This window comes from Pseudoselenomonas ruminantium, from assembly GCF_900142515.1.
GTDB lineage: Bacteria > Bacillota > Negativicutes > Selenomonadales > Selenomonadaceae > Selenomonas_A > Selenomonas_A ruminantium_D.
This window is the reverse complement of the sequence record NZ_FRBC01000003.1, coordinates 50138-76273: the sequence shown is the minus strand read 5'-3', so window position 1 is coordinate 76273 and position 26136 is coordinate 50138. Positions and strand designations below refer to the sequence as shown.

Sequence of the window (26136 nt, the reverse complement as noted above, 5' to 3'; positions counted from 1 at the left end):
CCTTTTAGGGGGGTAGCTTTTAGGACTTTTTCACAGCCTCTTTTTAGTGCGTATCTATTATTTTTGTACCAATTCCTTGGCCAGTTCTACGGCCTTGACACCATCTGGGGCATAGGCATCAGCACCGGCGCTGTCGGCATAATCCTGGGTGACGGCGGCGCCGCCCACCATGACTTTGGCATTGCAGCCGGCTTCTTTGAGGTCGGCGATGACTTTGTCAATCTGCACCATGGTGGTGGTCATCAGGGCGCAGAGGCCGACGATATCGGCATTGTTCTCGATAGCGGCTCTGACGATTTCCGTGCTGTCCACATCTTTGCCGAGGTCGATCAGCTTGAACCCGCTGTTGGCGAGCAAGGCACCGGTGATATTCTTGCCCAGATCGTGTACGTCACCTTTGACGGTGGCAATCACCACAGTACCCTGATCCGGAGCCGCAGCATTGGCGGGGGTCAGCTCCTTGATCTTGTTGAATGCGGCGCGCATGGTTTCCGCAGACAGCAATACCTGTGGCAGGAACATGCGGCCCGCGCCGAAATCCACCCCGATATCCGTCATGGCGGCGGTCAGGGACTGTTCGGTTATCGTATTGGCTTCAATCCCTGCGTTGAGGGCATTTTCCACCAAGGCGGGAATCTCATCTTTTTCCCCTTCAATCACGGCCTGCTTGATGGCTTCCAGCGGGGAAAGCTCCGTGACTTTTGCCGTGGCGGCAGCTTTGGGCACAGCCAGATTGGCTTCATTCTTGCTGTAGGCAAGGCCGTTCGGATCATCGCCTAAAAGTGCTGCACTGGCCATCAGGGCTTTCTGCATGGACTCATCATAGGGATTCATGATGGGGGCGTCCAATCCTGCAGCCAGACACATGGCAAAGAAGGTGCTGTTGATAAGCGGGCGGTTGGGCAGGCCGAAGGAGATGTTGGACAGGCCCATGGTGGTGGGATAGCCGAAGCGTTCCCGATACATCTGCAGGGTGATCAATACTTCATAGCAGGCGCCCTTGTCCGCGGATATGGTCATGACCAAAGCATCCAGCAGGAAATCGCCATCATCCAGCCCCTGATCTTTGGCGGCAGCAATGATCTTGTGCATGACTTCGATGCGCTCTTCTGCGGTTTTGGGCACACCGTCGGGGGTTATGGGCAGGCAGAGGATGGCGGCGCCGTATTTTTTCGCTAAGGGCAGAAATTCGGCAATGCGTTCCGGCTCGTAGCTGACCGAGTTGATGAGAGCACGTCCGGGATAGGCTTTGAGACCTGCTTCTAAAGCCTTGGCATCACTGGTATCAATGACCAGCGGAGCGTCGGTGAGCTGGGCGATTTCTGTGATTGCGCGCTTCATGGCGGCGGCCTGGTCGATGCCGCCCACGCCCATATTCACATCCAGCAGGTGCGCGCCAGCCTTGACCTGATTGACGGCCTCTTTCTTGACACCGAGCAGGGAACCGTCACGGATTTCTGCGGCCAGTTTCTTGCGGCCTGTGGGGTTGATGCGCTCACCAATCAGGCGGGTGGGCAGGCTGTGGTCAATGCAGACGGACTTGCTGCGGCTAGTCAGCCAGAGTCTTTTCGCCGGCAGTCTGCGTTCCGGCAGGGGCATATCCTGCAAGGCTTTTGCCAGCTCGCGGATATGTTCCGGCGTGGTACCGCAGCAGCCGCCCAGATAGGAGGCACCGGCAGCCAGGAGTTTCACGCCCCATTTGCCGAAGTCTTCCGGGCCCATGGGAAAGACGGTCTGACCGTCCTTGAGGTAGGGCATACCGGCATTGGGCAGGACGCTGATGGGGCAGGTGCAGTTTTCCGCCAGTGTCTTGACGATGGGCACGAGTTCTTCCGGGCCAAGGGAGCAGTTGACACCGATGATGTCAGCGCCCATGGCATCGAGCAGGATGGCGGCCGACTGCGGGTCTGTACCGGTTACGGTGCGGCCATCTTCACTGTAGGAAAGCTGGCAGATCACGGGGATATCGCAGGCGGCTTTTGCCGCGAGCAGGGCGGCACGCATTTCCTGCAGGTCGATGCAGGTTTCGATGATCAGGAAATCGGCACCGGCTTCGGCAAGGGCTTTGGCCTGGCCAAAGAAGTTTTCGTAGGCTTCGTCAAAGGATAGGTCGCCCAGCGGTTCGATGAAACGGCCAGTGGGCCCCATGGAGCCTGCCACTTTTGCACGGCCCTGCGCTGCTTCTTTGGCGATGGTGACGGCGGCTCGGTTGAGTTCTGCCATGCGTTCGGTCAGGCCGTAATGTTCCAGTTTCAGGGCACTGGCACCGAAGGTATTCGTTTCGATGATGGTGGCACCTGCCTCAATATAGGCTCTGTGGATATTCTTTACAACTTCCGGATTCTCCACATTCATCAGTTCCGGACAGGCGCCGGGCTGGAGACCGCCAGCCTGTAACATGGTGCCCATAGCACCATCAAAAATTTCGATTCTGCTCATACATTCATCTCCTGTTATCTCTTTCGGGACGGGCAGTTCAGTTGGCTGCAGGCGGCGCAGCCATTGGGGGTGTGCTTTTCTTCCTGGTTTTCCTGTTTGCGGTACAGGCCGATAATGGCGGTTACGCTTTTGCGGGGCATCAGCATCATGGAGGAGGAAAGGCCTACACCGATGCTGGCCGCGCTGGATAGGCGGATGAGTTCCGGCTGTTGTTCCAGTGGCCAATCGCCATAGCCGGGGCTGAAGCGCCATTTCATGCCGAATCCTTGCGCGGCCATCTTCGGTGCCAACGTCTTTTCCAGTCCGTCGGCTACCTGTTCTACGGCGGCTGTCGCAGCGGCATCCAGGAGCACAGCGCTGCTGTATTCACCTGCATTGAAACGACGGGTCACATCTTCCTCGATATCGTCACCCACCGTTGCGGCAAGTAGGATCACTTTTTCACAGCCCGCTAGATGCTGGCCGATTTTTTCGCCTTGGATCCGGCAGGGCGGGTCAGCTTTGATGATCTGCGTCTGGCAATCATAATCATAGATTTCCCAGACCGTGCGTGGTGCAGCCAATAATCTGGCATCCTGACAGGCGGCGAGGATCTTTTCCTCGGCAAAATCCTGTGCCTTCTGCAATCCCGCATAGCGGCGGGTTTCCTTTGCATCGATAGCCAGCAGGGGGGTATTGTAAATGGGCATTTCATCACCGCCTAAAATTTTTTTGCTTGTTTCACGTGAAACAATGGCATTTTTTGTCATTTCATATTATTATATAGGTATGCTTGTTTTGGATGAGACGAAAATGACATCTGTCTGAAATAAACTTTACAATGTAACAATTATACTTATTCTAAGGGATTTTTACAAGCATTACTGTAACATATTTCACTTGATAAGTAAGAAAGCGGTGAAACATTTTGGCAAAGATTATCGCAGTTGCCAATCAAAAGGGCGGCGTGGGCAAGACAACCACGTCGGTAAACTTGGCAGCTTGTCTGGGCGCCAAGAAAAAGAAAGTTCTGTTGGTAGATTGTGACCCGCAGGGCAATGCCAGCAGCGGTTATGGGGTGGATAAATCAACCCTGCAGGGCAAGACCATCTATCAGGTGCTGATTGATAGCGTGCCGGTCAGCGAAGTGATCCAGAAGACGGAATTCAAGGTGGATATCCTGCCCGCTAATATCGATCTGGCTGGTGCTGAGGTTGAGCTGGTGGCGGCTATCTCCCGGGAAACGAGACTCAAGAAGGCGCTGGATGCTGTGCGGGATGATTATGATTACATCATCATCGATTGCCCGCCGTCGCTGGGCCTGCTCACGCTGAATTCCCTGACGGCAGCAGATTCTGTGTTGGTACCCATCCAGTGTGAATTCTATGCGCTGGAAGGTGTGGCCCAGCTGATGCGTACGATTGAATTAGTGCGCAGCAATCTGAATGCGTCGCTGAATCTGGAAGGCGTGGTCATGACCATGTACGATTCCCGTACGAAACTCGCTGAACAGGTAGTGGCTGAGGTGCGGAACAGTTTCGAGACCATCGTATACAATACCATGATTCCCCGCAATGTGCGGCTCAGTGAAGCGCCTTCCTTTGGACAGCCCATCATTTATTATGATAAGAAATCCAAGGGGTCGGAAGTTTATATGAAGCTGGCGAAAGAGGTGATTGCCCGTGGCTAAGAAAGGCGGTCTGGGCAAAGGCTTAGGTGCTTTCGGTTTGGTGAAACCACAGGTGGAAGCGGCACCTGCCAAGGATAAGACGCGGGTGCCCATTGACAGTATTCAGCCAAACCGCTATCAGCCCCGTGTGGAGTTTGATGAAAGCGCATTGGATGAATTGAAGGATTCCGTCAAGGAATTTGGTGTTCTGCAGCCTTTACTGGTGCGGAAGATGGCGGACAACCGCTATGAGCTGATTGCCGGGGAACGTCGCCTGCGGGCAGCCAGGTTGGCCGGGCTCACGGAAGTTCCCGTGGATGTCCGTGAATTCAATAATGAAGAGATTGCCCAAATTGCTTTGATTGAGAATATCCAAAGGGAAAATCTCAATGCCATGGAAGAGGCCAAGGCTTATGACCGGCTGATGAAGGAGTTCAGCCTTACGCAGGAAACGGTATCCAAGAAGGTGGGACGCAGCCGTTCCCATATCGCCAACTTCCTGCGCCTCCTGAATCTTGCGGAGCAGGTGCAGGCTTATGTGGCGAATGGTTCTCTTTCGATGGGGCAGGCAAAGCCGCTGCTGGCACTGGAAGACAAGGAGCTGCAGCTGGAAGCTGCGGATTACATCCAGAGCAAGGAGCTGTCGGCCCGGCAGTCTGAGCAGCTGGTGAAGAAACTGCTGGAAAATCCCGCTTTGCTGCATGAATCCACTGAGGAAAAAGCAGAAGGCCAAAAGCCGGAGCAGGATGTGTTTATCCGGGATGCCGTCGATCAGCTGACGGAGATGTTTGGGACACAGGTAAGGATACAGACCGGGAAGAAGAAAAGCAAGCTGGAGATTGAGTTTTATTCGCCGGAAGATTTAGAGCGTATCATGGGGACGCTGTTGGCCAAACAGCAGCCGGCGAAGGCAGATGCTCAGCGTCAGTTCTCGCAGACGGGGAAGTTTACGGTTTAAGGAGTTTTGGTTGTTACAATGGATATGAAGTATTTTATGAAGTTTATGGCAGATAATATGCCTTTTATGGTGATCATCATGGCTGTCATCATGTTGATCATGCTTGCCATCATGATCCGGCAGGCTTGGAATCTGAGCTATATGAAAAAGCGCTATCGCAAGATGATGAGCGGTGTGGACGGGGATAACCTGGAACGCTTGCTCATGGGGCATATTGACGAAGTGCGCCATGTAGTGGAGGAAAACCAGCGCATTGATGCGGAAAATCGCCGGATGGATGAGCTGCTGAACATGGCGGTTACCCGTGTGGGCATGGTGCGTTTCCGGGCTTTTGAGGATATGGGCAGTGACCTGAGTTATGCTGTGGCCTTATTGGATGCGCATAACAATGGTGTGGTGCTTTCCAGCATCTTTGGGCGTGAGGATTCCCGCAGCTATGCCAAGCCCATTGAGGATGGCAAATCCACTTATCCGATGACCAAAGAGGAAGAACAGGCCTTGAGCGAAGCTATGGGCAAGGCCATGTAACGTGTATTTTTAGAAAGGAAGGCTTCTGGATGTCAGCAGAAAAAGAAACAGGCAAAACTGCTGCTGAGGAGTATACGATAAAATTTATCCCTCCCCAGGGAGGCGATGTGAGAAGCATCCGCCTGCCGAAGAATCTTTTGAAATACGGCATAGTATCCTTGCTGGCGGGCGCCCTGCTCTTTGTCGGGGCGTTCAGCTATGCGGTTTACTCGACTTTTGTCAACCGTAATGGCGCCGCAGAAATTGAGGATCTGCGCCAGGTGAACAGCATCCAGCAGGAACAGCTGCTGCAGCTGGCCAAGAAGGCCAACAGCCTGCAAGAGGAAATGAACCAGCTCAAGAAACTGGAAGAAGATATCCGCCGGTTGTCGGGAGCACAGCCGATGCAGGAGAAGAAAGCCGAGGATGCCAATAATAGCGGCGATAATGCTGCGGTAGATCCGGCCACGCATAATGGCCAGGGGGGTCCGTTGAATGCGCCTACGGTACAGAATGTCAGTGATACGCTGGCCTTGGTGGAAGCGGGGTTAGCACAGCGCCGGGAATCCCTGACGGCATTGAAGGAAGAACTCAGCCAGAGGCAGGAGAAATTGGGTCTGCCTCTGGGCGGCGTATCTCTGCCGGGCAGCACGACGCCTTCTATCTGGCCAGCACGGGGCGTGGTCAGCTCTCCTTATGGCCTGCGCTGGAATGGTTCTGATTTCCATCCGGGCATTGATATTGCCAATGATATGGGGACACCAATCCTGGCTGCTGCGGATGGCGTGGTACGGGTAGCCGGCTGGAATGATGGCGGTTATGGCAATATGGTGGACATCGATCATGGCAATGGTCTCATGACTCGTTATGGTCATGCCATGCAGGTGGCTGTGACTGCCGGACAACATGTGCGCCGTGGTCAGGTCATCGCCTATATGGGAAGCACAGGTTTCTCAACCGGTCCGCATGTGCATTATGAAGTCCGTATCAATGGACAGGCTGTCAATCCTTCGACCTATCTTCCTTGATGTGATTGTGAAGTAAAGTATTATGTATACTTGTGTCAATTTATAGGAAGAAAAGAAATCGGATGTATTCCTGTATACCGTAAAAAAATACATAACATAACAAAAGCAGTATATTATTAAAAGTCTTATGCATCTGGGTGCATAGGGCTTTTTTATTGCGTTCATTGCTATAACGAATCTGTCTCAGTGTAAATATATCTTTTTATAAAAATACACATATTGGTATATTTATACATAAATAGCTGCTGAAAAGTGTTGTTTATTAGGGGTTATGGCTAGTATAAATGCATATTTTTTATCTTTTACTATATTGACATAGGTTTACAACATTCTTATAATATAAATTACGTTGTAACGAAAATACATCGGGTAGAGACAAAGGTATAATATTTTGTATACATTCGCAAAGGAGCGACAGTTATGTGCAGAATTGGTTCGATTAAGAGCAAGGTGCCTATTCAACCTTCCAAAGCCTTGCATTTGATGCTGCCCCAGCAGGAAGGTCACGATAATTCGGGCTTTGCCATGGTTATGCAGGATCTCTATGGCATTTTCTCCAATTATAAAGATAAGCCTTTGCTTTCCCTGGCGTGCACTCAGCGAGGCGCACAGCTGGTGGAGGACTATATGGATGCCCATAACTTTGTGCCGCTGGCCGAATGGATTCCTGTACCGGATAGACGGCCGGGCCTCGATATCAAGGCCATGCCATATTACATCTTCCGTAACTATGATTATCCGGAAGAAGCAGAGCATATGACTAAGGAAGAGAAGGAGAATCTCTTGCTCGATACGCGTCTGGCTCTGCGTAAGCTTCTCACGGAAAACAATGCCGGTTTTGTTTATTCCTTCTGGCCGGATGTCCTGACCTTGAAGGAAATCGGCGATCCTCGTGATATCGCTACTTATTTCCATCTTTGGGATGATAATGGCTGCTTGGTGGCCAAGTCCATCGTGGCTCAGTGCCGTCAGAACACCAACTATGACATCGTGCGCTATGCGGCCCATCCGTTCTTCCTGCAGGGGTATACGCTGTGCGCTAATGGTGAGAATACCTTCTATACAAAGAATAAGGAATTCCAGTCCTCTCTGCACCGTGGCTATATCGGCTTTGAATCCGATTCCCAGTGCTTCCTGAATACCCTCCATTATGTTCATCATGAACTTAAATGGCCGCTGACTTATTATAAGCATGTGATCACGCCGCTGCCGTTTGAGGAATGTGAACAGCGTGAGGATAAGGATGTCCTGATTGCTATTCGTCAGTCCCTGGCTAATCTGGAAATCAACGGGCCGAATACGATTATCGGTGTGCTGCCGGATTGCCGCATGATCACTTGCTGCGATTCCAAGAAACTCCGTCCGGTAGTGGTGGGGCGCGATGAGAACATGGTGGCGATTTCTTCGGAAGTCTGCGGCATCAATGAGATCATGCCCAACCGTGACCAGAGCCAGGATATCTATCCGAACGAACGCGAAATCGTGGTCATTGACAATGACTTGGAGGTACAGAGATGGAAGCAGTAAAAACACAGGAAATCGGCGTCAATGACCTGCCGTGGAAAATCGAATATCATGCAGACCGCTGTACCATGTGCGGCAGCTGCGTGGCAGGATGTTCTTTCAAGGCCATCAAGGTAGAGGTACAGAAACAGTCCCTGACGGTTTCGGAAGGCAGCCAGCCTGAACCGAAGCACACGCATGTAGCCCGTCCGGTCATCAAGCAGGTGGCCAGCCTCACGGATTTCTGCCGTGGCTGCGGCATGTGTGAGAAAATCTGCCCGAACAATGCCATCCGTCCGGTGCGCAATCCGGATTCCCGCCGCACGCTTCTGGCCAAGGACAATGGTCCTATCAAGCGCGGTGGCCGCACCAACCTCAACGCTCAGCGCACGCTGGACAGCATCGTAGTGGGCCGGATCTCCCAGATGACTGACCCGTCACTGGATGCTGCCCGTCATACGTTCGATATCCGTTCACCTTTCGGCCGTGTCCTGCCGGCAAAAGACCTGCCCTTTGAAATCAAGGATGGCAAGCTGGTGCAGAAGACCAAGACGCCGCCGGTGGATTGGATCTATCCGCTGATCTTCTCCGATATGTCCATCGGTGCTCTGTCCACCCGCGCTTGGGAGGCTGTGGCACTGGCTGTCGGCTATCTCAACGAGAAATGCGGTCTGCCTGTGCGCATGAGCTCCGGTGAAGGTGGTATGCCGGTCAAGCTTTTGGAATCCGATTATCTCAAATATTTCATCATTCAGATTGCCTCTGGTCATTTTGGCTGGAACCGTATCATCAAGGCTATGCCCCATATGGTCACGGACCCGGCTGGTATCCTCATCAAGATTGGCCAGGGTGCAAAACCCGGCGATGGCGGTCTGTTGCCGAGTGCCAAGGTAGCTGAACACGTTCAGGCTATCCGCGGTGTACCGAAGGCAACGCTGGCTTCGCCGCCGAACCATCAGGGGCTCTATTCTATCGAAGAATCCGTGCAGAAGATGCACCTTTCCATGAATGCGGCCTTTGGCTTCCGTGTGCCGGTAGCCATCAAGTGCGCGGCTTCCGCCACTTCCGTATCTGTATACAACAACCTGTTGCGTGACCCCTATAAGATCTGCGGCGGCTTCTTCCTCGATGGCATCCAGGGCGGTACCGGTGCGGCTAACGAGGTTTCCCTCGACCATACGGGCCATCCGGTTGTTTCCAAGATTCGCGACTGCTATCTGGCAGCCGTCAAGCAGGGCCTGCAGGGCCAGATTCCTCTCTATGGCGGCGGCGGTATCGGCATGACCGGCAACGCGGCAGCCGATGCCTTCAAACTGATGTGCCTGGGGGCCAACGGTGTATTCGTCGGCAAGGTCCTCATTCAGCTGCTGGGCTGCGTAGGCAACGAGCAGGGCCGCTGCAACTCCTGTAACACAGGCAAGTGCCCCATGGGTATCTGCACGCAGGACCCGCGCCTCGTGAAGCGTCTGGATATCGACAAGGGCGCCCAGAAAATCGTGGATTATGTGCTGGCCTTCGACTCCGAGCTCAAGAAGCTCATGGCGCCTATCGGCAACAGCTCGCTGCCTATCGGCCGCAGCGATGCGCTGGTTTCCACGGACAAGGCCGTGGCCGATCAGCTGGGCATTCAGTATGTATGTTAAGTAGGGGGATAGCGTAATGTTCAAGATCGATACAATGAAGGGACATGACCGTATGTCCACCCAGGACCTGTTGCTGGCCATTGAAGAGGCTGTGCGCCAGGGCGAAACGGAATTTGAGGTAGCGGCCTCTGGCCAGCACGATATCGGCGGTCCGTTGTGGCATCCGGAAGGAAAGACGCTTCATTTCCATGTGACCAATGCTGGTCAGCGTGTAGGCTCCATGTGCCTGCCGGGCACGGAAATCGTGGTGGATGGTGCAACCTCCGCTGACGTGGGCTGGCTCAACGCCGGCGGTATCATCACCGTCAAGGGTGATGCCGGCGATACGGCAGGCCATTGCTCCTCCGGCGGCAAGATTTTCATCGGTGGCCGCAGCGGTACCCGTACCGGTTCTTTGATGAAGCATGACCCGCTCTATGAAGAGCCGGAACTCTGGATCCTCAAGAACACCGGTTCCTTCTCCTTCGAGTTCATGGGCGGCGGTAAAGCTGTCGTCTGCGGTTATGATAGTGCCCAATTCGCTTCCGTACTTGGTGAGCGTGCCTGTGTCGGCATGGTGGGCGGTGTCGTTTATGTCCGCGGCAACGTGGATGATTTCCCGTCTGATATCAAATGCCTGCCGTTGGATGATGACGATATTGCTTTCCTGAATAACGGCATGGATGATTTCCTTGACCATATCGACCAGCAGGCTCTGAAAGCGGAACTGACGAATTGGAGTGAATGGCAGAAGCTCACGCCGTTGACCTTTGCAGAAAAGGCAGCCAAGGGCAACAATAAGCCGTCCATGCAGGCTTTCCGCATGAATGACTGGGTAAAGGGCGGCATTTTCTCGGATGTAGCTCATGATGATTTCGCGGTGCATAACACCCTGTCTACGGGGCTCTATCGCCTGCGCGTACCCAGCTGGGACAATGCGAAATTCGCAGCACCCTGCGAATTCAACTGCCCGACTGGTATCCCGACGCAGCGCCGCTTTGACCTGATCCGTCAGGGCAAGCTCGACGAAGCCTTCCAGTTGGAGCTGGATTACACGCCGTTCCCGGGTTCTGTCTGCGGCTCTGTCTGCCCGAACCCCTGTATGGATGGTTGTACCCGTGGCAGCATCGACCAGCCCATCCAGATTGGCGATCTGGGCTATCGTTCTGCATTCCTCTCCGTGCCTAAGCCGGAAGTCCAGACGGGCAAGAAGATCGCTGTCATCGGCGGCGGTGTAGCCGGCCTGTCCGCAGCCTGGCAGCTGGCCCGCAAGGGACATAGCGTCACGGTCTATGATGAGGCGGAACATATCGGCGGCAAGCTGGAACAGGTTATCCCGCGCGGCCGTCTGGCACATGAACTCTTGGAAGCTGAACTCAAGCGCATCGAAAGCGTGGGCGTGAAATTCGTCTCCTCCTGCAAGGTGGATAAGGACAAATTCGCCCAGCTGCGCGGCGAGAATGATGCGGTCATCGTGGCTACTGGCGGTACCAAATCCCGCTTCTTCCCTTGGGAAGGGGCAGAGCGCCTGACCATGGGCCTCGAATACCTCAAGGCCATCAACCGTGGCGAGAAGCCGAAAACCGGCAAGCATGTTGTGGTTATCGGTGCCGGCAACTCCGGTATGGATACCTGCCGCGGCGCTTACGAGATGGGCGCCGAAACGGTAGTGGCTGTGGACGTGCAGAAACCGGCCGCCTTCAAAGAAGAGATTGACTATGTGGAAGGTCTGGGCGGCAAGCTCGTATGGCCCTTCTTTACGAATAAGATCACGGCTGAAGGGGTATATGCCAACGATGGCACGTTCATCCCTGCCGACCAGGTCATCGTCTCCATCGGTGAAGAACCGGTACTCGATTTCCTGCCGGAAGATGAAGGAATCGAATTCTTCCGCAAGAGCTGGCTGGTACCCAAATCTGACCTGTCCATTGCCAAGGGCGTATTCACGGCTGGTGATACCATCAAGCCGGGCCGCCTGACCGATGCCATCGGCAGCGGCCGCAAGGCAGCTCACTATGTGGATCAGTATGTGATGGGCAGGGAAGTAAAGCCTTTCCCGCAGAAGGCACAAATTCCTGCGGAGCGGCTGTCCAAGGCTTATTTCGACAAGTGCCATCACTGCCTGTTGGGCGATCCCGTGGATGACCATGCACGTTGCGTAAGCTGTGGTACCTGCCGTGACTGCAAGATGTGCCTGGAGTCCTGCCCGGAAAAAGCCATCACCCGCATTGAGAAGGCCGATGGCAGCTGGGAATACGTATCGGATCCGGATAAATGCATTGGCTGCGGCATCTGCGCCGGTGTATGCCCCTGCGGTGTCTGGAGTATCGAGGATAATCCCGAACCCATCAAGATGTATTCTACAGGTGCGAAAGCATAATCCCATATTGTTGCACGTGAAACAAGGCCCCTGGCATGATTTGCCGGGGGCCTTGTTTTTGCTTTTAATTTTTCGCTGGCTTGTAGATGCGCTTTCCGGAGGAGCGGATGGAATGAGTGGGGCATACCAGTATACAGAGGTGACAGCCTACGCATTTTTTGCCGTCCAGAATGGGCTTGCGGTTTTCGTTGAGCCGGATGGCCTGATGGCCGCCATCCGCGCAGGAAATCACACAGCGTCCGCAGCCGGCACATGTCTGGCGGTCGAATTTGGGAAAGACGATGCTATCCCGTTCCAAGACATCCGTGCTGGCGCTGATGCTGCTGAGCCCCAGACCGGTAAGGTCTTGGACGGAGCGGATGCCTTTCTCCTGAAGGTAGTAGTTCAGACCTGCTTTCAAGTCATCAATGATGCGATAGCCGTACTGCATGACAGCCGTAGTGATCTGAATGGAACCGGCACCGAGCAGGATGAATTCCAAAGCGTCCCGCCAGGTTTCCACGCCGCCCATACCCGAGATGTGCAATCCTTGCAAGGCTGGATTTTGCCCCAGTTCGGCAATGAAGCGCAGGGCAATGGGCTTTACTGCATTGCCGCTATATCCGCCTACGGCTGAGTGGCCGCGGACGGCAGGGCTGGAGATATAGGTATGGGGATTCACGCCCATGATGCTCTTGATGGTATTGATAGCGGCCAGCCCGTCAGCACCGCCCCGCATAGCCGCTTCGGCGGCAGGACTCATCACGGCTACGTTGGGGGTGAGTTTTGCCAGCACGGGAATATTGCAGCCACGTTTGGCTGCGGCTGTAAACCGCTCCACGAGTTCTGGTATCTGCCCGATATCCGAGCCTAAGCCTTCCTCCATCATATTGGGGCAGGAGAAGTTCAGTTCAATGGCATCGGCACCATTTTCTTCGCAGGTGTGGGCAAGTTCTGTCCATTCTGCTTCATTGCTGCCCATAATGGAAGCCAGGATGAACTTGTTAGGATAATTTTTCTTGAGTTGACGGAAAATGGACATGTTTTCCGGTACGCTGTGGTCGGACAGCTGTTCAATATTCTTGAAGCCAATCATGCTGCCATCGGCACCATTGATGGCCGAAAAGCGCGGCGAGGCTTCGTGGATGTCCATCGTGCAGATGGTCTTGAAGGCCGCACCGGCCCAGCCGGCTTCAAAGGCCCGGGCGCACATGTCATAGGTACTGGCCACCACAGAGGAAGAAAGCAGGAACGGATTTTCCAGCGGAATGCCGCAGAGTTCGGTTCGCAGGGGCGTTTCATCTGTGGGTTGAGGGATGTCCAGGCAGGGGGAGACATCTTCATGGAGACAGGTAATGAGTTTTTGAATCGCGACTTCTCCGGGGCGCAGGCAGGCTTCCTGACAGGGAGCCTCACACTGTGCGCAGGGATTGGCGTCGGCGAAACCCGCAGCGGCAAAATCTTCGTTGTCGAACCAGATATGGCGGAGGATTTTCCCTGGTTCAATCTGGCGGGGACAGGCAGATTCACAGGGTGGGGGAGCGCAGAGCATACATTTCAACATATCACTGCGCCGGATGATGCTGTGCAGTTTCATGGCAATTTCCTTTCTGGCAGAATCCATTCATCTTCTGGTGGTTGTTGTCATAGATATTCGCCATGAGGTTCCCCAAGGCCTGCAAACCTCTGTTGAAGATTGAAATATATCCGGTCTCTTAAGGGCTGCTGCCGCTTCCGCCGGGCATAAAAAAACGCCCCCTGATACATGGATCAAGGGGCGCTTCGCCGTAATTTTGTTTCACGTGCAACAATCTGGCTTTATTTAGCCCGGGTTACATTATCACCATAGATGGTTTTGAAGTCATCGCGCATGGAGACCGGAATCCAGCCGTATTTCTCGCAGGATGCCCGCATCTTATCGGCTTTCTTCTGATTGCCCAGTTCGCGCTCCGTGTCATCACAGAGCAGGGAGAAAGCCAGCGCCTTGTATTTATTGTTGGTGATGGTGTAGTTGAACATGCTGCCATCGCCGGAGCTGTTGCCGAAAGCCAATACCGGCTGTTTGCCGATTTCGCGGGCGATATTGGATACTTTGTTCATCTTGACGTTTTTGAGGGTGAATTCACCGCGGATCACTTCATCATCCTTGCGATAGAGATAATCCAGTCCGTCTGTGTCGCCCTGGTGGGAGGCAAGATTCCAGATATCTGTGCCGATGATATTGTCTTTTTCGATTGGCATGATGCCATCGGTAAGGATTCGCAGAGCCTGACGGTCAGAGCCAGAGACAATGAAGATCTTGAACTGGTTGGCATGCAGATAAGAAACGACTTCTACCATTGGCAGATAGAAGGAGTCGCCCCGCTTCAGGTTATTCATGCCTTCCGCTGGTGTCTGCATGAATTTCTTGACATAGGCTTCATATTCTGGCAGCGTCATGCCCGAGAATACAGATGCCTGAGATTTTGCTTCTTTGCGTTCCATATCTCCGGGGATGCCTGTGTTATAGATGGCGTCTTTGACGACTTCAGCATAAGCCTTGTCTTCTGGTTTTGGGGTGAACGTTGGGTCGTTGAGTGCTCTATCCAGATACATCATCCATTCAAAGTAGGACGGTGTAGTCTCACAGATCAGGGTACCGTCCAGATCGAATACTGCAATACGGTCTTCTACAGGAATGAAGTTCTTGCTCTTGGGGTTGGTGACATCTTTTACATAATTGGTGAGAGCTTGATAAGATTTTGCATCTTTGTTCCAATACTTGAAATTGGTGCCCTTTTGGTTTACAGAAATCTGAGCCAGCTCGGCGCGGGTAGCAGCTTCAGTGCTGGGAGCACTGGCCATAAAACCAAAACCGAGAGTTGCTGCTAATACAGCAGCACAGAGTTTCTTGCTGCGCATAAAAAAATACCTCCCCATAAAAATTCAGTGAACATTACATGCTTTTGGTATTCGCGATGCAGGTTCAAAAATCCTTGTGGCGGGAAAAATATTTTTTGTTGCACGTGAAACATCAAGACCTAACACTGTTCCAGAAGGCTTGCAGGGCACGGGGATGGTAACTGCTGCGTGGTCTGGCAATAAAGATTTCGCGTTCCAACAAGGGGTGATCCAGCAGATAGTAATCCAGTGTGTCGTTAGGAGCGGCCATGCGAATCAGTGTGTCCGTAAGGAAGGTGGCACCCAGGCCTGCTGTTGCCATATGATAGGCTGTCATAAGCTGATTGAGATAGAGCCGGACATGGGGACGGACATTTGCTTCCCGAAAGATTTCCATGGTCCTGCGGTACATATCATTGCCTTTGCCGAGCAGCAGGAAGGGGACGTCCTGGAATTCCTGCAGGTTGGCTCTGTCGGCATTGCGCTGTGAATGTTTGCCGGCAATGATTTCCTGCCGGGAAAAGGCGGGTTCGTTTTGAGGGGCGAAGGCCTTGGGCACGGCAAGCATGATCCGGTCTGTGAAGAATGTCAGGGATTCGAACTCTTTTGTATTGCATTCGCCGCTGTCGATGACGAGATCGATCATACCCTGTTTCAGTCCTGCAAATAGTTCCGCGCTGCTGGACTCGATTACGGAGATATGGATATTGGGATAGCGTTCGTTGAATTGCTTAATCAGGCGGGGCAGGAAACAGGCTGTGACGAAATTGGTGCCGCCAATCACCAGGTTGCCGCTTTCCAGCTCGGCCAGGTCGTTGACAAAGCGTTGGAGATTTTTCTGTATCTGGAAGATTTTTTCAGCTGCCTCTATGTATGCCCGGCCTGCATCAGTGAGCCGCAGGGGCGAGTGGGAGCGGTCGAAGATGGGTAGCCCCAATTCACTCTCGACTTTTTTGACTGATGCTGATAAGGCTGGCTGTGTCATAAAGAGTTTTTTGGCTGCGGCTGAAAAACTCTTTTCTTCATATACCGTATAGACGTATTCCATACCGGTCATCACAATCACTCCTGTATATAAAATATTTTTATATGATTTATATAGTTATATGTATTTGCTTATATTTTACGACGGTGGTATGCTTTAAGCAAGATGAACGTACGCAAATCTTCTTAAGCAAGTAAGAGGAGTGAGCAATATGAAAACAATCGGTATTATGGGTGGTATGGGGCCAATGGCTACGGTGGATCTGATGCGGAAAATCATTATGGCAACGCCGGCTGCCTGTGATCAGGAGCATATTCCTATGCTGGTGGATAATAATTCGCAGATTCCTGACCGTACCAAGGCAATCAAAGGTTTGGGCGCATCCCCGGCTCCGGAGATGGTCAAGACCGCTAAGCGGCTGATGATGGGGGGCGCGGATTTCATCATCATCGCCTGTAATACCGCTCATTATTTCCTGCCGGAAATCCTGCCGCAGATCAGTATTCCGGTGTTGTCGATCATTGATGTTGCTGTCGCCAGTGTCCGGGAAAAAGGTTATAAGAATGTCGGCCTGTTGGCAACCAGCGGTACGATCAGCACAGGCCTTTATCAAAATTCGTTGGCTGCCAATAGTATCCAATGTATCGCTCCGGCGGCAGAACATCAGCATCTTGTGGATGATATGATCTATGATGGTGTCAAAGCCAATAATGCAGGCTATGATACCAGTGCAATCCGGGAGCTGCTGGCTGATATGCAGCGGCAGGGAGCAGAGGCCTTTATCCTGGGATGTACGGAAGTTCCCGTAGCTGTGAGTATGTATGGTCTGGAAGGAACGTTCATCGATCCGACGGATGAACTGGCTAAAGCGGCGGTGAGATTTGCCCGGGAAGAAACGACGGATGATGTATTGATTGCCTGACGATAATGTTGCACGTGAAACAACGCCTTGCAAGCAGGTTTGCTTACAAGGCGTTGTTTTTTAGTTTATTTGCCACTGGACATGACTGCCCTTATCATCTTTTCGTACAAGTAGTTGGTTGTCGATTTCCTGTTTGAGTTCGGTTACATGGGAGATTATTCCGATGAGTTTATTCCCGCTGGACAGGCGCTTGAGCACACGGATTGCCTGTCCGCGTGAATGGTCATCAAGAGAGCCGAAGCCTTCATCAATGAACATGATATCGAGATTGATGGCCGCTGTGTTGGCCTGGATCTGGTCGGAAAGCCCCAGGGCCAAAGACAGGGCTGCCATGAAGGATTCGCCGCCGGAGAGGGTCTTGATATCCCGCTCCTGACCGGTGACGGTGGAGTAAACTCTGAGATCGAGGCCGCGATTCTTGCCTTGTCCTGCATCTTCGACAGGCATCAGGCGCAGTTCGAACTGGCCTGCTGACATTTCGGCGAAGCGGTAATTGGCTGCCAGAAGGATCTGCTGGAGGTAGTGGCGCTGGACGAAGGTTTCGATATCCATGCGGCTGCCCTTCATCTTGCCGGAGAGTCGGTTATAGAGACTCTCGAGGCGGGCTGTATCGGCAAGTTTGCTGTTGCGGGAACCGATGAGTCCGCGCAGTGTCGTGGCGGCTTCTTCATTGCGTTGCCGCATCTGCTGCACTTGTTTCCGCCGTTCATCCAGTTCCTGGCATTGTGTGTTAATGGCACTTTGTGCTGCGGCAAGGGCCGCCAGATCAGGACGTTCCTGCTGGTTGATGTTTTTGGACTGAGCTGCTTTCTGTCCCTGGATTCCCTGACAGGTTTCTTTATATTCCTGATAGTGGATGCGTTTCGTTTCTCCATCCTGCGCGGTGTATTGCGTGGTCAGTGCCGTCCATTGTTCTTCGGTCAGCCCTTTGGCTGTGCAGATTTTCTGATATTCGCTGAACGCTGCTTCCTTATCCAATTTTTGCTGGGGCAGCTTGCTGTCACAGTCCTTGATGATGGTCTCGGCTTCCTGCCGGGCTTTTTGGTCTGCTGCCATTTCGGTTTCGGCCTGTTTGGCAGCGGCCTGTGACTGCTGGAGCTTTCTTTTGCCTGCCTGCAGCTCGGCTTCGGCCGCAGCAGGCGAGGCATATGCCTGCTGGCCTTTGAGAGTCTCCAATTGGCTGTTCAGATTCTGCCACTCGGTTTCCAGCTGCCTGTGTTCTTTGTCCGTATTCTGGGCAGCTTTTTCCAGCTGGTCCAGCTTTTCTGCACTGGTGGCAAGTTTTTCTTTTAGCGTTTTGGCTTCCTGTACGGCCAAGGTATATTCCTGCAGTTTGTTCTGGATGATGGCCTGCCATTTGTTCAGTTCCTCTGCAATGTCCGACATGTCGGTCTCAGCGGCAATATTGGCCTCCTGCAGGCTGGTGATGAAACTTTCCTTGGCTGACTGATACTGCTCGTTCAAGTTGTTGTATCTGGCCAAGGCTTTGCCTGCTTCCTGAGAAGCATCATTCTGCTGACGGTTGAGCTGTTGGACCTTTTTTTGCAAGGCTTCCAATTCCTGCCGCTCCAAAGGTTGTTCCTCGGCGGCCAGGATATAGGGGTGGGGATGTGTGGTGGAGCCACAGACCGGGCAGGGGGTGTCCGGCTGCAGATTGGCAGCCAGCAGTCCTGCCTGTGCATTGAGGAAAATCCGGTGGGCATGTTCGTAGGCGGCCTGTTCCTGCTGATAGCTGGCTTCGGCCTGCTTAAAGGCTGTCTGTGCCTGTGTGGCCGTATTCTGAGCCGTGGCCAGTTTTTGCTTCAGGTCCACGAGGTCCTGGCGCTGTTTTTGCCAGGTATTGATTTTTTCCTGTTTGCCAACCCATTCCTGCATCTTGCCTTCAGCAGGCGATAATTCCTGAAAGCGCTGATTCCACTGTTGTACTTCTTCTTTGAAGTCAGCAGCTTTTTTTTGCGCCGAGCTGTTTTCAGCCTGCGCTTTGGTGGCTTTGGTCTGGGCGGCTGCACAGGCTTTTTCCGCAGCTGCTATGGCGGCAAAATTATCCTGGGCGGCTGCAACTTTTGTCTGCAGAGTCGCCAGACGGGCCAGTTCCTCTTTTTGGGCTTCTTGTGCTGCTTGATTCCTGGCCTGGCTCTGTTCTTCGGCCGCTTTCAGCTGGGGGAGACGGGTGGATTCCCGCTCTTTCTGCTCACTGGTTTTCTGCAGGAGATTATCCGTGCCCGCATAAATATCATAGGCGGCTTTTATCTGCCAGGCAGACAGGATAGCCTGTGAGAGCTGGGCTTCTTTTTCCTGTTGGGGCTGTTGGGCAAGCAGTTCCTTTTCCTGTGCGGTGATCTTATCCAGTTCGTCATAGGCGTTGGCCAGGATCTTTCCCGCAGTATAAGCCGAAATGCTCTTTTCCTGCTGTGCGGCAAGAACTTCATATTCTGCCGTAAGGTCTTTTTCCTGCTGGCCAAGATTTTCACATAGCGGCAAAAGTTCTTCCATCAGTCTTTCAATGGTGGCGATATTCGGCTTGTCTGCATTGCTGATCGCGGCTTTCAACTGGGCTATGGTGCTGTCGGCAGGCGTACCTTCCGGCAGGCGGATATCCTCGGCTTTCAGCTTGCAGCGCAGCAGGAGTTTTTCCATTTTTCCCTGTGCGTCCTTGTTGCGTTCTTTCAACGCATCGATAAGCCGTTGGAAGATGTCGGTATTGAAGAGTTTGCGGAAGATCTCTTTTTTCGTTGCCGAATCCGTGCGCAGCAGCTCCATGAATTCCCCCTGGGCAATCATGCCCACCTGCATGAATTGCTCTTTGGTCAGGCCGAGGATCTCCTGCAGCTTAGCGTTGATCTCATTGTTCTTGCCGCAAAAATCCGTCCCGTCTGGCAGGGTCAGGGCGATGCTTTCATTGACGGCGATATCCCCGCCTGTGCCGCGCTGGCGCTTGCGAAAATGGGCGGGCGTCCGGTGGACGGTATAGATTTCATCATTGCCGCCTTTGGCTTCACTGAAGGTCAGTTCGACAAAGGGTTCGATATCCCGGCCGACAAACTGGCTTTGCAGGTCATTGCCGGTTTTCTTGTTGGTGTTGGAACTGTTTTCGCCGTACAGGGCATAGACCAGTGCATCGAAGATCGTGGTTTTGCCGGCGCCTGTATCGCCCGTAACCAGAAAGAGGCTTTGGCTGGGGCGGGTAAAATCAATGATGGTTCGTTCGCCATAGGAACCAAATGCTTGTAAGGTGAGTTTTATCGGTTTCATGCCAGTTCCTCCAATCAGCGTGCCTGTTGTACTTCGTTGATGATGTCTGTAAGCAGCTGTTCTTCTTCGCTGTCCATATCACCTAAGAAGCTCTTGCACAAATCAAATGGGGACAGAATATCCTGAGCTGTGATATTCTGTCCATAATTGACCTGCCGCTGTCCTTCCCGCTGGATTTCCAGAAGGTTAGGAAACGCTTCCCGCAAGCGGTCCTGCATATCGAATACATCGAGATCTTCTTTGTCCGTCAGTGTGATGCTGACATAATCCGTGGAGGGGAGGGACAGGATATTTTTGAGTGTATCCCTTAACTTACGTACAGGATGCAGTGGGTGAAGAGGAAGAAGGGTGGTGGTAACCGTGCCTTTTTCCAGGAGTTCGACCTCGATGATTCCCTTGGCCTGGCCCGCTTCACTGACGGAGCAGGCCAAGGGGGTCCCGCAATAGCGATAGCATTCCTGGCCATTGAGCTGTTGGGGCTTATGGATATGTCCCAAGGCCGCGTAATCGAACTGTTCCAATATATCGCCATTGATGGCATCGATATTGCCCACGGTGATGATTTCGGATTCGCTGCGGAGAATATCTTCGACGTTGCCGTTGGTCGATAGGTAGAATTGATGGCTTACGAGCACATTGCGCTGTTTCGTATCGATTGTTTCACGTGCAACAAGAGCATGGAGGGCAGCATCATAGGACAGGTTATTGCCATTCTCGTCCGTGCCCGTGATGGCTTTGACCATGGAGGGCTTGACGAAGGGAAGCAGATAGAAATTCACGGGGCCGTATTCATCTGTCAGGGTAACCTGGGCGATATACTGATCCGGGGTCTGAGGGGGCAGGCCAATCATATGCAGATGGTGGCGGGCGAGCAGGGAACGGAAGACATTGACGCGGGGAGCACTGTCATGGTTGCCGGAAATCAGCATGATCTCTGCCTGAGGAATGGCGGTGCTGAGTTGCGTGATGAATTCATCAAACAGGGTGACCGCTTCGGCAGAGGGGACGGCCTTATCATAGATATCACCGGCGATGACTATGGCATCCGGCTGGCGTTCTGCTGCTAGCCTGATGATTTCCTGTAAAATGTATTCCAGATCTTCTCTGAGGTCATGATTGATGAGTTTCAAACCGATATGCAAATCGGAAAGATGAAAGAATTTCATGGTGACGCCTCCTTATTTTGCTTTCTTTTCTATTATAGCGTTATTTGCTAGTCAGAGTGTAGGGCGAAATAAAGTTTTGTCGGAAGTTTTGCACGTGAAAAAGCCAGCCCAAGGGGAGCGGGCTGGCCTAATCTGATGTGATGTTGTGTTATGGAAAGGAAGAGAGAATATACAATAATTATACAATCTCATCTCTTTGATATGAGATTATTATGCCATAGAAGGCATGGCCTGTAAAATTCAGTTTTTTGATAAGGTTATAGGATTTTCTTATAAATACTGTTAGGAACAATAGCTTGTATCAATGATGCAGTTTTTTTCCTAAATCATCAAAGAAGGATTTGCTGATACGGCCGAATATCCCCTTTTGTCCATGCTGAGAATCATCACGCAGGCGCAATTCATCCCTGGCCATGATCCGTTGATTGGTCTTGGCATCAAAGACCTCGAATTTCAGGCGTACGGTGGAGGTGTAGATGGTGCGGGCAGGATGATAGACCGGCACGGTGTATTGATAGGTTTCTTCAATCTTGGATCCGTCGGGCATTTTCTTGGTCCGGGAGCCTGTTTTTGTTTCCCAGGAAGTGTATGGTTCCTTGATATAGGAATCGTCATGCCATTTCAGGAGTTCGGCTTTGATGTAGATATCAGCCGCTGCCTGTGGATTTTCCGGCGACAGCACGGCAGCTTTTTCCGGGCGGATAAGCTGGTATTTGGGCCGTTGGGCATTCTTCAGATAATCTTCCTGAAGGGTCTGTTCCAGCAGGTCACTTTCAAATTCACTGGTGTCTGTCAGCACGATATCATAGACCAGCGCTTTGTGGACTTTGCTGAAGTCATAGTTCTTGTCCACCCAGTCGGTTTTTTCAGCGCTGGCGGGCAGGGCAGGAAGCAGCAACAGACAGAGCAGGCATAAAAATCCCGCAATGGGCAATAATTGTCTTGGGGTTCTCATCCAAATCATCTCCTTTGCAAAAATAAGTATTCTATATGATTGTATTCGCTCAAAACTCAAAAAATCCTGCTGTTTTGCGTGGCTCAGGCGGATTGCTTGAGAAATGGGGGTTACACCTATTGACATAATGGGTGTAATGTTGTAACATAGGGGCATGTTATTTAGGGGAGTGCATGAGGCTTATGAAAGATATTCCAGCGGAGGTTCTGCATTATATTTTGGAAGTCCTGCGAGGGGTGTATTTTGGAGAAGTGGTATTAGTGGCCCAGAATGGTGTGCTGATTCAGGTAGAGCGCACGGAAAAGATGCGGGTGCATCCCTGGCAGGGGGTGCCAAAACCTCAGGTCTGGTCCCCGATAATGGAGGAAAATATCCGCAAGCTGATTGAGCGGGAATTGAAAAGTCTCTATTATGGCCGGATTACCATCGTGGTGAAAAAGGGAGAAATCACCCATTTCGACCGTCTGGAAAAACAGCGGTTTATGGATGGGGATGGTATTTGATAGATAGACTGACCGTAATCAACGGAGGCTTCGGGATTTGCAGGTGAATTATGATCTGAGCTATCTGGGGCAGGTGGAAAAATAAGCGAAATCTATCCGGCAGGTCGGTGTATATGGGGGAGAACAGCTTGATGGTGGATGCCCTTTTACTGCTTCAACCGCGAGGACGACGGCCCCTATGCGCTGGGGGCTATGGATGAGCGGGAAGCCGTGCTGCTCTTTGACACCCGCACCAAACTTACGCCAGAGAAAACCATCGAGTATTTTATTTGAGGAAAATGTTTATACGTCAAAAGTGCTGAGACTTTACAATCTCAGCACTTTTTTGCTATGATGCTTGTTCTTTTTCTTAAGAAGATAGGGAGATTTGCCAACACAATTCTCCCTATCTTCGAGCAGCGGTAAATTTCCCTACCTTCACCGACGGTCAACTCCGCTGTATCTTTATTGTCCCCAACGGAAGGGATGGCTACAGCCACTCGTAGTAACCATATATTCTCTTGCCTTTAAGATACATGAGCCCAAGGACTGTGTCAAGAATAAATTTTCTAAGGGATACTTCCCTTTCGATAACAATACATGGATTGGCTTATGTAAAAAATAATGATTTTCAGCAGGGATATGGGGGAACCTTGTCGAAGTGTGCCAAAAATGGAGTGGCATGCGTGAAAATCAAGGATTTTGGGAGCGTAAATTATACGATGGCATTATTTACGCCTATTGGTAACAGTAAATCTGATGACAAGCGATGAACATATAGTGGTTCGATAATTCAGGGAGGAATGTTATTATGATTCGTTCGTTGTATACTGGGGCGTCAGGACTTAAAAATCATCAAAGCAAAATGGATACTGTTGGTAATAATATTTCCAATGTTAATACAGTAGGTTACAAATCCAGCCGCACAACATTTGCCGATATTCTATCACAAAATATTAAAGGTGCCGCCGCTTCTAATGGAAACGTAGGAAGTACAAATCCCACTCAGATTGGTCTGGGAACCCAAACAGCAAGTACAGACCTTATTTTCAAAGATGGTGCGCCTATGATGACCGGTAAAAACACTGACCTGTGCCTTTCGGGGGATGGCTTGTTTATAGTAAGGGGAGGAAATGAAACTTATTACACCCGTGACGGTGTCTTCGACCTTGATGCGACAGGAAACTATGTACTGCCGGGTAGTGGTCATTTTGTGCAGGGATGGATGGCAAGCAAAGGTGTAATTGACACGACTGGTGGAATAGAGAATATAAAAATAACAATAGGTCAGCCGCTTGCGGATGAGTCTTTTAGTGTCGAATTTGGAGGGAAAGAATTTCGTATAAGTGGGATTCCTGACAATGGAAAAAAGTGGAGTTTTAAAGATGATGTTCTACTTGGTGCCCAGACTGCAGATATTGTAGACCAAGATGGCAAAGGTGCAACGGTCCAAATTATACCAGCAGCTACATTTGAAGTTGCGAAGGGAACAGATGTATATTTTCAAACATACGATATTTTGACCATGGGGAGTGTAACGAAGCAATATCCGCTCACTATCACAATTGATGGTAAAACATATAAAGCCATTAGTATGGATAGTGATAAGTATAAATCAAATTGGGTTCTAAAACCCGGTGGAGCTGTGGCTGGTAGTAATACAATTACTATAACGGATGGAAAAAATGATATTACGTTTACATTGGACTTACCTTTAACGGAAAGTATCGGTGGTAGTGATGCTACGTTAAAAGAAATTCAAATTGATTCCTCCGGAATAATTACGGGCATATACACGGATGGTACGCGTCGTTCTGAGGCGCAGGTGGCATTGGCACATTTTAGCAATTCGGCAGGTCTTTTAAAGACTGGTAAGAGTCTTTATCAGGAAAGTGCCAATTCAGGTAAGCCTCTAACGATTAAAGCAGGAGAGTTTGGTACTGTCCTGACACCAGGGGCTTTGGAGATGTCGAATGTGAATGTGGCAAATGAATTTGCGGATATGATTATAACACAGCGTGGTTTCCAGTCTAATGCTAAAACAATAACTGTTAGTGACGAACTGACGGAAACAGCCATAAACATGAAGCGTTAAAAGTGTCGGAGGAAAATTATCCATTCTGCTAACCAAGGGGAATGTAATGATAGTATGAAAAGTATTTCTGTGATTATTTATTACACCTATTGACATAATAGGTGTAATAGTGTAACATAAATGTCATCATCAACGCAAGCATAGCGAAGAAGTGTTACATATGCACATGGTTCAGTGAACTGACCAAAAAAATTGGAGGTTCCACAGATTGCCCTGCAGGGCTGTTTGTGGAACCTCTTGTTTTATAAATAAGCAATCATATCTATTTTTGAGGGGGAATTCATGATGAAGAAGTGGTGGAAAGCAGCGAGTTTAGCTTTGGGGCTTGTGGCGGCCGCAGGCCTGTTTGCAGGCTGCGGGGATGAGTCGGCAGCCGGTGGGGAAGACGGCAAGGCGGCCAGTGAGTTCCTGAATGTGTCCTATGATCCCACCCGGGAACTCTATGCGGAGTTCAATCAGGTATTCACGGGAGAATGGAAGAAGGCCAGCGGTCAGGATATCGAGTTCCGTCAATCCAACGGCGGTTCCGGCAAGCAGGCCCGCTCCGTGATTGAGGGACTGGAAGCCGATGTGGTGACGCTGGCTTTGGCCTATGATGTGGACGAAATCGCTCAAGCTGGCCTTATCGAAAAGGACTGGCTCAAGAAGTTCCCAGACAATTCTGCGCCCTATACGTCAACCATCGTATTCCTCGTGCGCAAGGGCAATCCCAAGAACATCCATGACTGGGATGACCTCGCCCGTGATGATGTGAAGATCGTCACGCCGAACCCCAAGACCTCCGGCGGTGCTCGCTGGAATTATCTGGCGGCCTGGGAATACGCCCGGGAGAAGTTCAATGGCGATGAAGGGCAGGTAAAGGCTTTCGTCAAGAAGCTCTTCCAGAACGTCGTGGCCCTTGATTCCGGCGCTCGCGGCGCCACCACCAGCTTTGTGCAGCGCGGTCAAGGCGATGTGCTGATTGCTTGGGAAAATGAAGCACTGATTACCCTGAAGGATTCCCCGGATTACGAGATTGTGGCACCGTCCATCTCCATTCTGGCCGAGCCGTCTGTGGCTATCGTGGACAAGGTAGTGGACAAGAAGGGCACCCGCAAGGTGGCCGAAGCCTACATCAATTATCTCTATTCGCCGGAAGGCCAGGAGATTGCCGCCAAGAACTTCTATCGTCCCCGCAACAAGGCTGTCTTCGAGAAGTATAAGCAGCAGTTCCCGGAACTGAAGCTCTTTACCATTGACGACAAGTTCGGCGGCTGGACGAAGGCCCAGAAGGAACATTTTGCTGATGGCGGCACCTTTGACCAGATTTACAAGAAGTAATTTTACGAGGGAGGA

General features: G+C 51.6%; 20 protein-coding genes. 12 read left to right on the top strand and 8 right to left on the bottom strand.

What is annotated here, in order from left to right:
- Window positions 1-57: 57 nt before the first annotated feature.
- Both BUB68_RS02315 and BUB68_RS02310 read right to left on the bottom strand, forming a co-directional pair.
- Complete coding sequence (locus BUB68_RS02315; RefSeq protein ID WP_073088197.1) at window positions 58-2439, bottom strand: homocysteine S-methyltransferase family protein; 2382 nt, start codon at window positions 2437-2439, stop codon at window positions 58-60.
- Window positions 2440-2453: 14 nt separating this feature from the next.
- On the bottom strand, window positions 2454-3128 hold the full coding sequence (locus tag BUB68_RS02310; RefSeq protein WP_073088196.1) for a methionine synthase: 675 nt from the start codon (window positions 3126-3128) through the stop codon (window positions 2454-2456).
- A 218-nt stretch (window positions 3129-3346) separates the two neighbouring features.
- Here BUB68_RS02310 and BUB68_RS02305 point away from each other — a divergent pair, with 218 nt between their 5' ends.
- The 7 genes from BUB68_RS02305 (at window position 3347) to BUB68_RS02275 (ending at window position 12085) form a co-directional block, all read left to right on the top strand.
- Window positions 3347-4108 (top strand): ParA family protein, encoded by a 762-nt coding sequence (locus tag BUB68_RS02305; RefSeq protein ID WP_073088195.1) that lies wholly within the window; start codon window positions 3347-3349, stop codon window positions 4106-4108.
- Window positions 4101-5045: a ParB/RepB/Spo0J family partition protein gene (locus tag BUB68_RS02300; protein WP_073088194.1), complete on the top strand. Its 945-nt coding sequence runs from the start codon at window positions 4101-4103 to the stop codon at window positions 5043-5045. The genes BUB68_RS02305 and BUB68_RS02300 overlap by 8 nt, the downstream gene beginning before the upstream one ends.
- An 18-nt stretch (window positions 5046-5063) precedes the next feature.
- Window positions 5064-5573, top strand: coding sequence for a DUF4446 family protein (locus BUB68_RS02295; protein ID WP_073088193.1), 510 nt, complete (start codon window positions 5064-5066; stop codon window positions 5571-5573).
- A gap of 29 nt (window positions 5574-5602) precedes the next feature.
- Window positions 5603-6580 carry a M23 family metallopeptidase gene (locus BUB68_RS02290; RefSeq protein ID WP_073088192.1) on the top strand — a complete coding sequence of 326 codons (978 nt, stop codon included), beginning with the start codon at window positions 5603-5605 and terminating at the stop codon, window positions 6578-6580.
- A gap of 420 nt (window positions 6581-7000) precedes the next feature.
- Window positions 7001-8107 carry a class II glutamine amidotransferase domain-containing protein gene (locus BUB68_RS02285; protein WP_073088191.1) on the top strand — a complete coding sequence of 369 codons (1107 nt, stop codon included), beginning with the start codon at window positions 7001-7003 and terminating at the stop codon, window positions 8105-8107.
- Window positions 8095-9726: a glutamate synthase-related protein gene (locus tag BUB68_RS02280; protein ID WP_073088190.1), complete on the top strand. Its 1632-nt coding sequence runs from the start codon at window positions 8095-8097 to the stop codon at window positions 9724-9726. The genes BUB68_RS02285 and BUB68_RS02280 overlap by 13 nt, the downstream gene beginning before the upstream one ends.
- 16 nt (window positions 9727-9742) lie before the next feature.
- Window positions 9743-12085: an FAD-dependent oxidoreductase gene (locus BUB68_RS02275; protein ID WP_073088189.1), complete on the top strand. Its 2343-nt coding sequence runs from the start codon at window positions 9743-9745 to the stop codon at window positions 12083-12085.
- Window positions 12086-12149: 64 nt separating this feature from the next.
- On the opposite strand, the gene preA is transcribed toward BUB68_RS02275, so the two are convergent.
- From preA to BUB68_RS02260, 3 genes are all read right to left on the bottom strand, one after another.
- Complete coding sequence (preA, locus tag BUB68_RS02270; protein WP_073088297.1) at window positions 12150-13661, bottom strand: NAD-dependent dihydropyrimidine dehydrogenase subunit PreA; 1512 nt, start codon at window positions 13659-13661, stop codon at window positions 12150-12152.
- 221 nt (window positions 13662-13882) lie between these two features.
- Entirely contained in the window at window positions 13883-14965 is a 1083-nt protein-coding gene (locus tag BUB68_RS02265; protein ID WP_073088188.1) for a haloacid dehalogenase-like hydrolase, read from the bottom strand.
- Window positions 14966-15077: 112 nt separating this feature from the next.
- Complete coding sequence (locus BUB68_RS02260; RefSeq protein ID WP_073088187.1) at window positions 15078-16001, bottom strand: LysR family transcriptional regulator; 924 nt, start codon at window positions 15999-16001, stop codon at window positions 15078-15080.
- Window positions 16002-16140: 139 nt separating this feature from the next.
- Between BUB68_RS02260 and BUB68_RS02255 the strand changes: the two genes are divergently transcribed.
- Window positions 16141-16851, top strand: a complete 711-nt coding sequence (locus tag BUB68_RS02255; protein ID WP_073088186.1) for a cysteate racemase — start codon at window positions 16141-16143, stop codon at window positions 16849-16851.
- A 60-nt stretch (window positions 16852-16911) separates the two neighbouring features.
- Here the strand turns inward: BUB68_RS02255 and BUB68_RS02250 are convergent, their stop codons facing one another.
- From BUB68_RS02250 to BUB68_RS02240, 3 genes are all read right to left on the bottom strand, one after another.
- Entirely contained in the window at window positions 16912-20103 is a 3192-nt protein-coding gene (locus BUB68_RS02250; RefSeq protein ID WP_073088185.1) for an AAA family ATPase, read from the bottom strand.
- 14 nt (window positions 20104-20117) lie between these two features.
- Window positions 20118-21269, bottom strand: coding sequence for an exonuclease SbcCD subunit D (locus BUB68_RS02245; RefSeq protein ID WP_073088184.1), 1152 nt, complete (start codon window positions 21267-21269; stop codon window positions 20118-20120).
- Window positions 21270-21570: 301 nt separating this feature from the next.
- Window positions 21571-22224, bottom strand: a complete 654-nt coding sequence (locus BUB68_RS02240) for a hypothetical protein (RefSeq protein WP_143188058.1) — start codon at window positions 22222-22224, stop codon at window positions 21571-21573.
- 182 nt (window positions 22225-22406) lie between these two features.
- Between BUB68_RS02240 and BUB68_RS02235 the strand changes: the two genes are divergently transcribed.
- The 4 genes from BUB68_RS02235 to BUB68_RS02220 all read left to right on the top strand — a co-directional run bounded on the left by BUB68_RS02235 (window position 22407) and on the right by BUB68_RS02220 (window position 26121).
- Entirely contained in the window at window positions 22407-22727 is a 321-nt protein-coding gene (locus tag BUB68_RS02235; RefSeq protein WP_073088182.1) for a YezD family protein, read from the top strand.
- A gap of 138 nt (window positions 22728-22865) precedes the next feature.
- Window positions 22866-23000, top strand: a complete 135-nt coding sequence (locus BUB68_RS15525) for a hypothetical protein (protein ID WP_371914842.1) — start codon at window positions 22866-22868, stop codon at window positions 22998-23000.
- A gap of 517 nt (window positions 23001-23517) precedes the next feature.
- Window positions 23518-24801 carry a flagellar hook protein FlgE gene (locus tag BUB68_RS02225; protein ID WP_073088181.1) on the top strand — a complete coding sequence of 428 codons (1284 nt, stop codon included), beginning with the start codon at window positions 23518-23520 and terminating at the stop codon, window positions 24799-24801.
- Window positions 24802-25083: 282 nt separating this feature from the next.
- Entirely contained in the window at window positions 25084-26121 is a 1038-nt protein-coding gene (locus BUB68_RS02220) for a sulfate ABC transporter substrate-binding protein (RefSeq protein ID WP_218587671.1), read from the top strand.
- Window positions 26122-26136 lie beyond the last annotated feature (15 nt).

Excerpts from the sequence above, each read along its gene's own strand:
- BUB68_RS02315 (WP_073088197.1), bottom strand. The coding sequence starts at position 2,439 with ATGAGCAGAATCGAAATTTTTGATGGTGCTATGGGCACCATGTTACAG.
- BUB68_RS02310 (WP_073088196.1), bottom strand. The coding sequence starts at position 3,128 with ATGCCCATTTACAATACCCCCCTGCTGGCTATCGATGCAAAGGAAACC.
- BUB68_RS02295 (WP_073088193.1), top strand. The coding sequence starts at position 5,064 with ATGGATATGAAGTATTTTATGAAGTTTATGGCAGATAATATGCCTTTT.
- BUB68_RS02290 (WP_073088192.1), top strand. The coding sequence starts at position 5,603 with ATGTCAGCAGAAAAAGAAACAGGCAAAACTGCTGCTGAGGAGTATACG.
- BUB68_RS02285 (WP_073088191.1), top strand. The coding sequence starts at position 7,001 with ATGTGCAGAATTGGTTCGATTAAGAGCAAGGTGCCTATTCAACCTTCC.
- BUB68_RS02280 (WP_073088190.1), top strand. The coding sequence starts at position 8,095 with ATGGAAGCAGTAAAAACACAGGAAATCGGCGTCAATGACCTGCCGTGG.
- BUB68_RS02275 (WP_073088189.1), top strand. The coding sequence starts at position 9,743 with ATGTTCAAGATCGATACAATGAAGGGACATGACCGTATGTCCACCCAG.
- preA (WP_073088297.1), bottom strand. The coding sequence starts at position 13,661 with ATGAAACTGCACAGCATCATCCGGCGCAGTGATATGTTGAAATGTATG.
- BUB68_RS02265 (WP_073088188.1), bottom strand. The coding sequence starts at position 14,965 with ATGCGCAGCAAGAAACTCTGTGCTGCTGTATTAGCAGCAACTCTCGGT.
- BUB68_RS02260 (WP_073088187.1), bottom strand. The coding sequence starts at position 16,001 with ATGACCGGTATGGAATACGTCTATACGGTATATGAAGAAAAGAGTTTT.
- BUB68_RS02255 (WP_073088186.1), top strand. The coding sequence starts at position 16,141 with ATGAAAACAATCGGTATTATGGGTGGTATGGGGCCAATGGCTACGGTG.
- BUB68_RS02250 (WP_073088185.1), bottom strand. The coding sequence starts at position 20,103 with ATGAAACCGATAAAACTCACCTTACAAGCATTTGGTTCCTATGGCGAA.
- BUB68_RS02245 (WP_073088184.1), bottom strand. The coding sequence starts at position 21,269 with ATGAAATTCTTTCATCTTTCCGATTTGCATATCGGTTTGAAACTCATC.
- BUB68_RS02240 (WP_143188058.1), bottom strand. The coding sequence starts at position 22,224 with ATGAGAACCCCAAGACAATTATTGCCCATTGCGGGATTTTTATGCCTG.
- BUB68_RS02235 (WP_073088182.1), top strand. The coding sequence starts at position 22,407 with ATGAAAGATATTCCAGCGGAGGTTCTGCATTATATTTTGGAAGTCCTG.
- BUB68_RS15525 (WP_371914842.1), top strand. The coding sequence starts at position 22,866 with ATGCCCTTTTACTGCTTCAACCGCGAGGACGACGGCCCCTATGCGCTG.
- BUB68_RS02225 (WP_073088181.1), top strand. The coding sequence starts at position 23,518 with ATGATTCGTTCGTTGTATACTGGGGCGTCAGGACTTAAAAATCATCAA.
- BUB68_RS02220 (WP_218587671.1), top strand. The coding sequence starts at position 25,084 with ATGATGAAGAAGTGGTGGAAAGCAGCGAGTTTAGCTTTGGGGCTTGTG.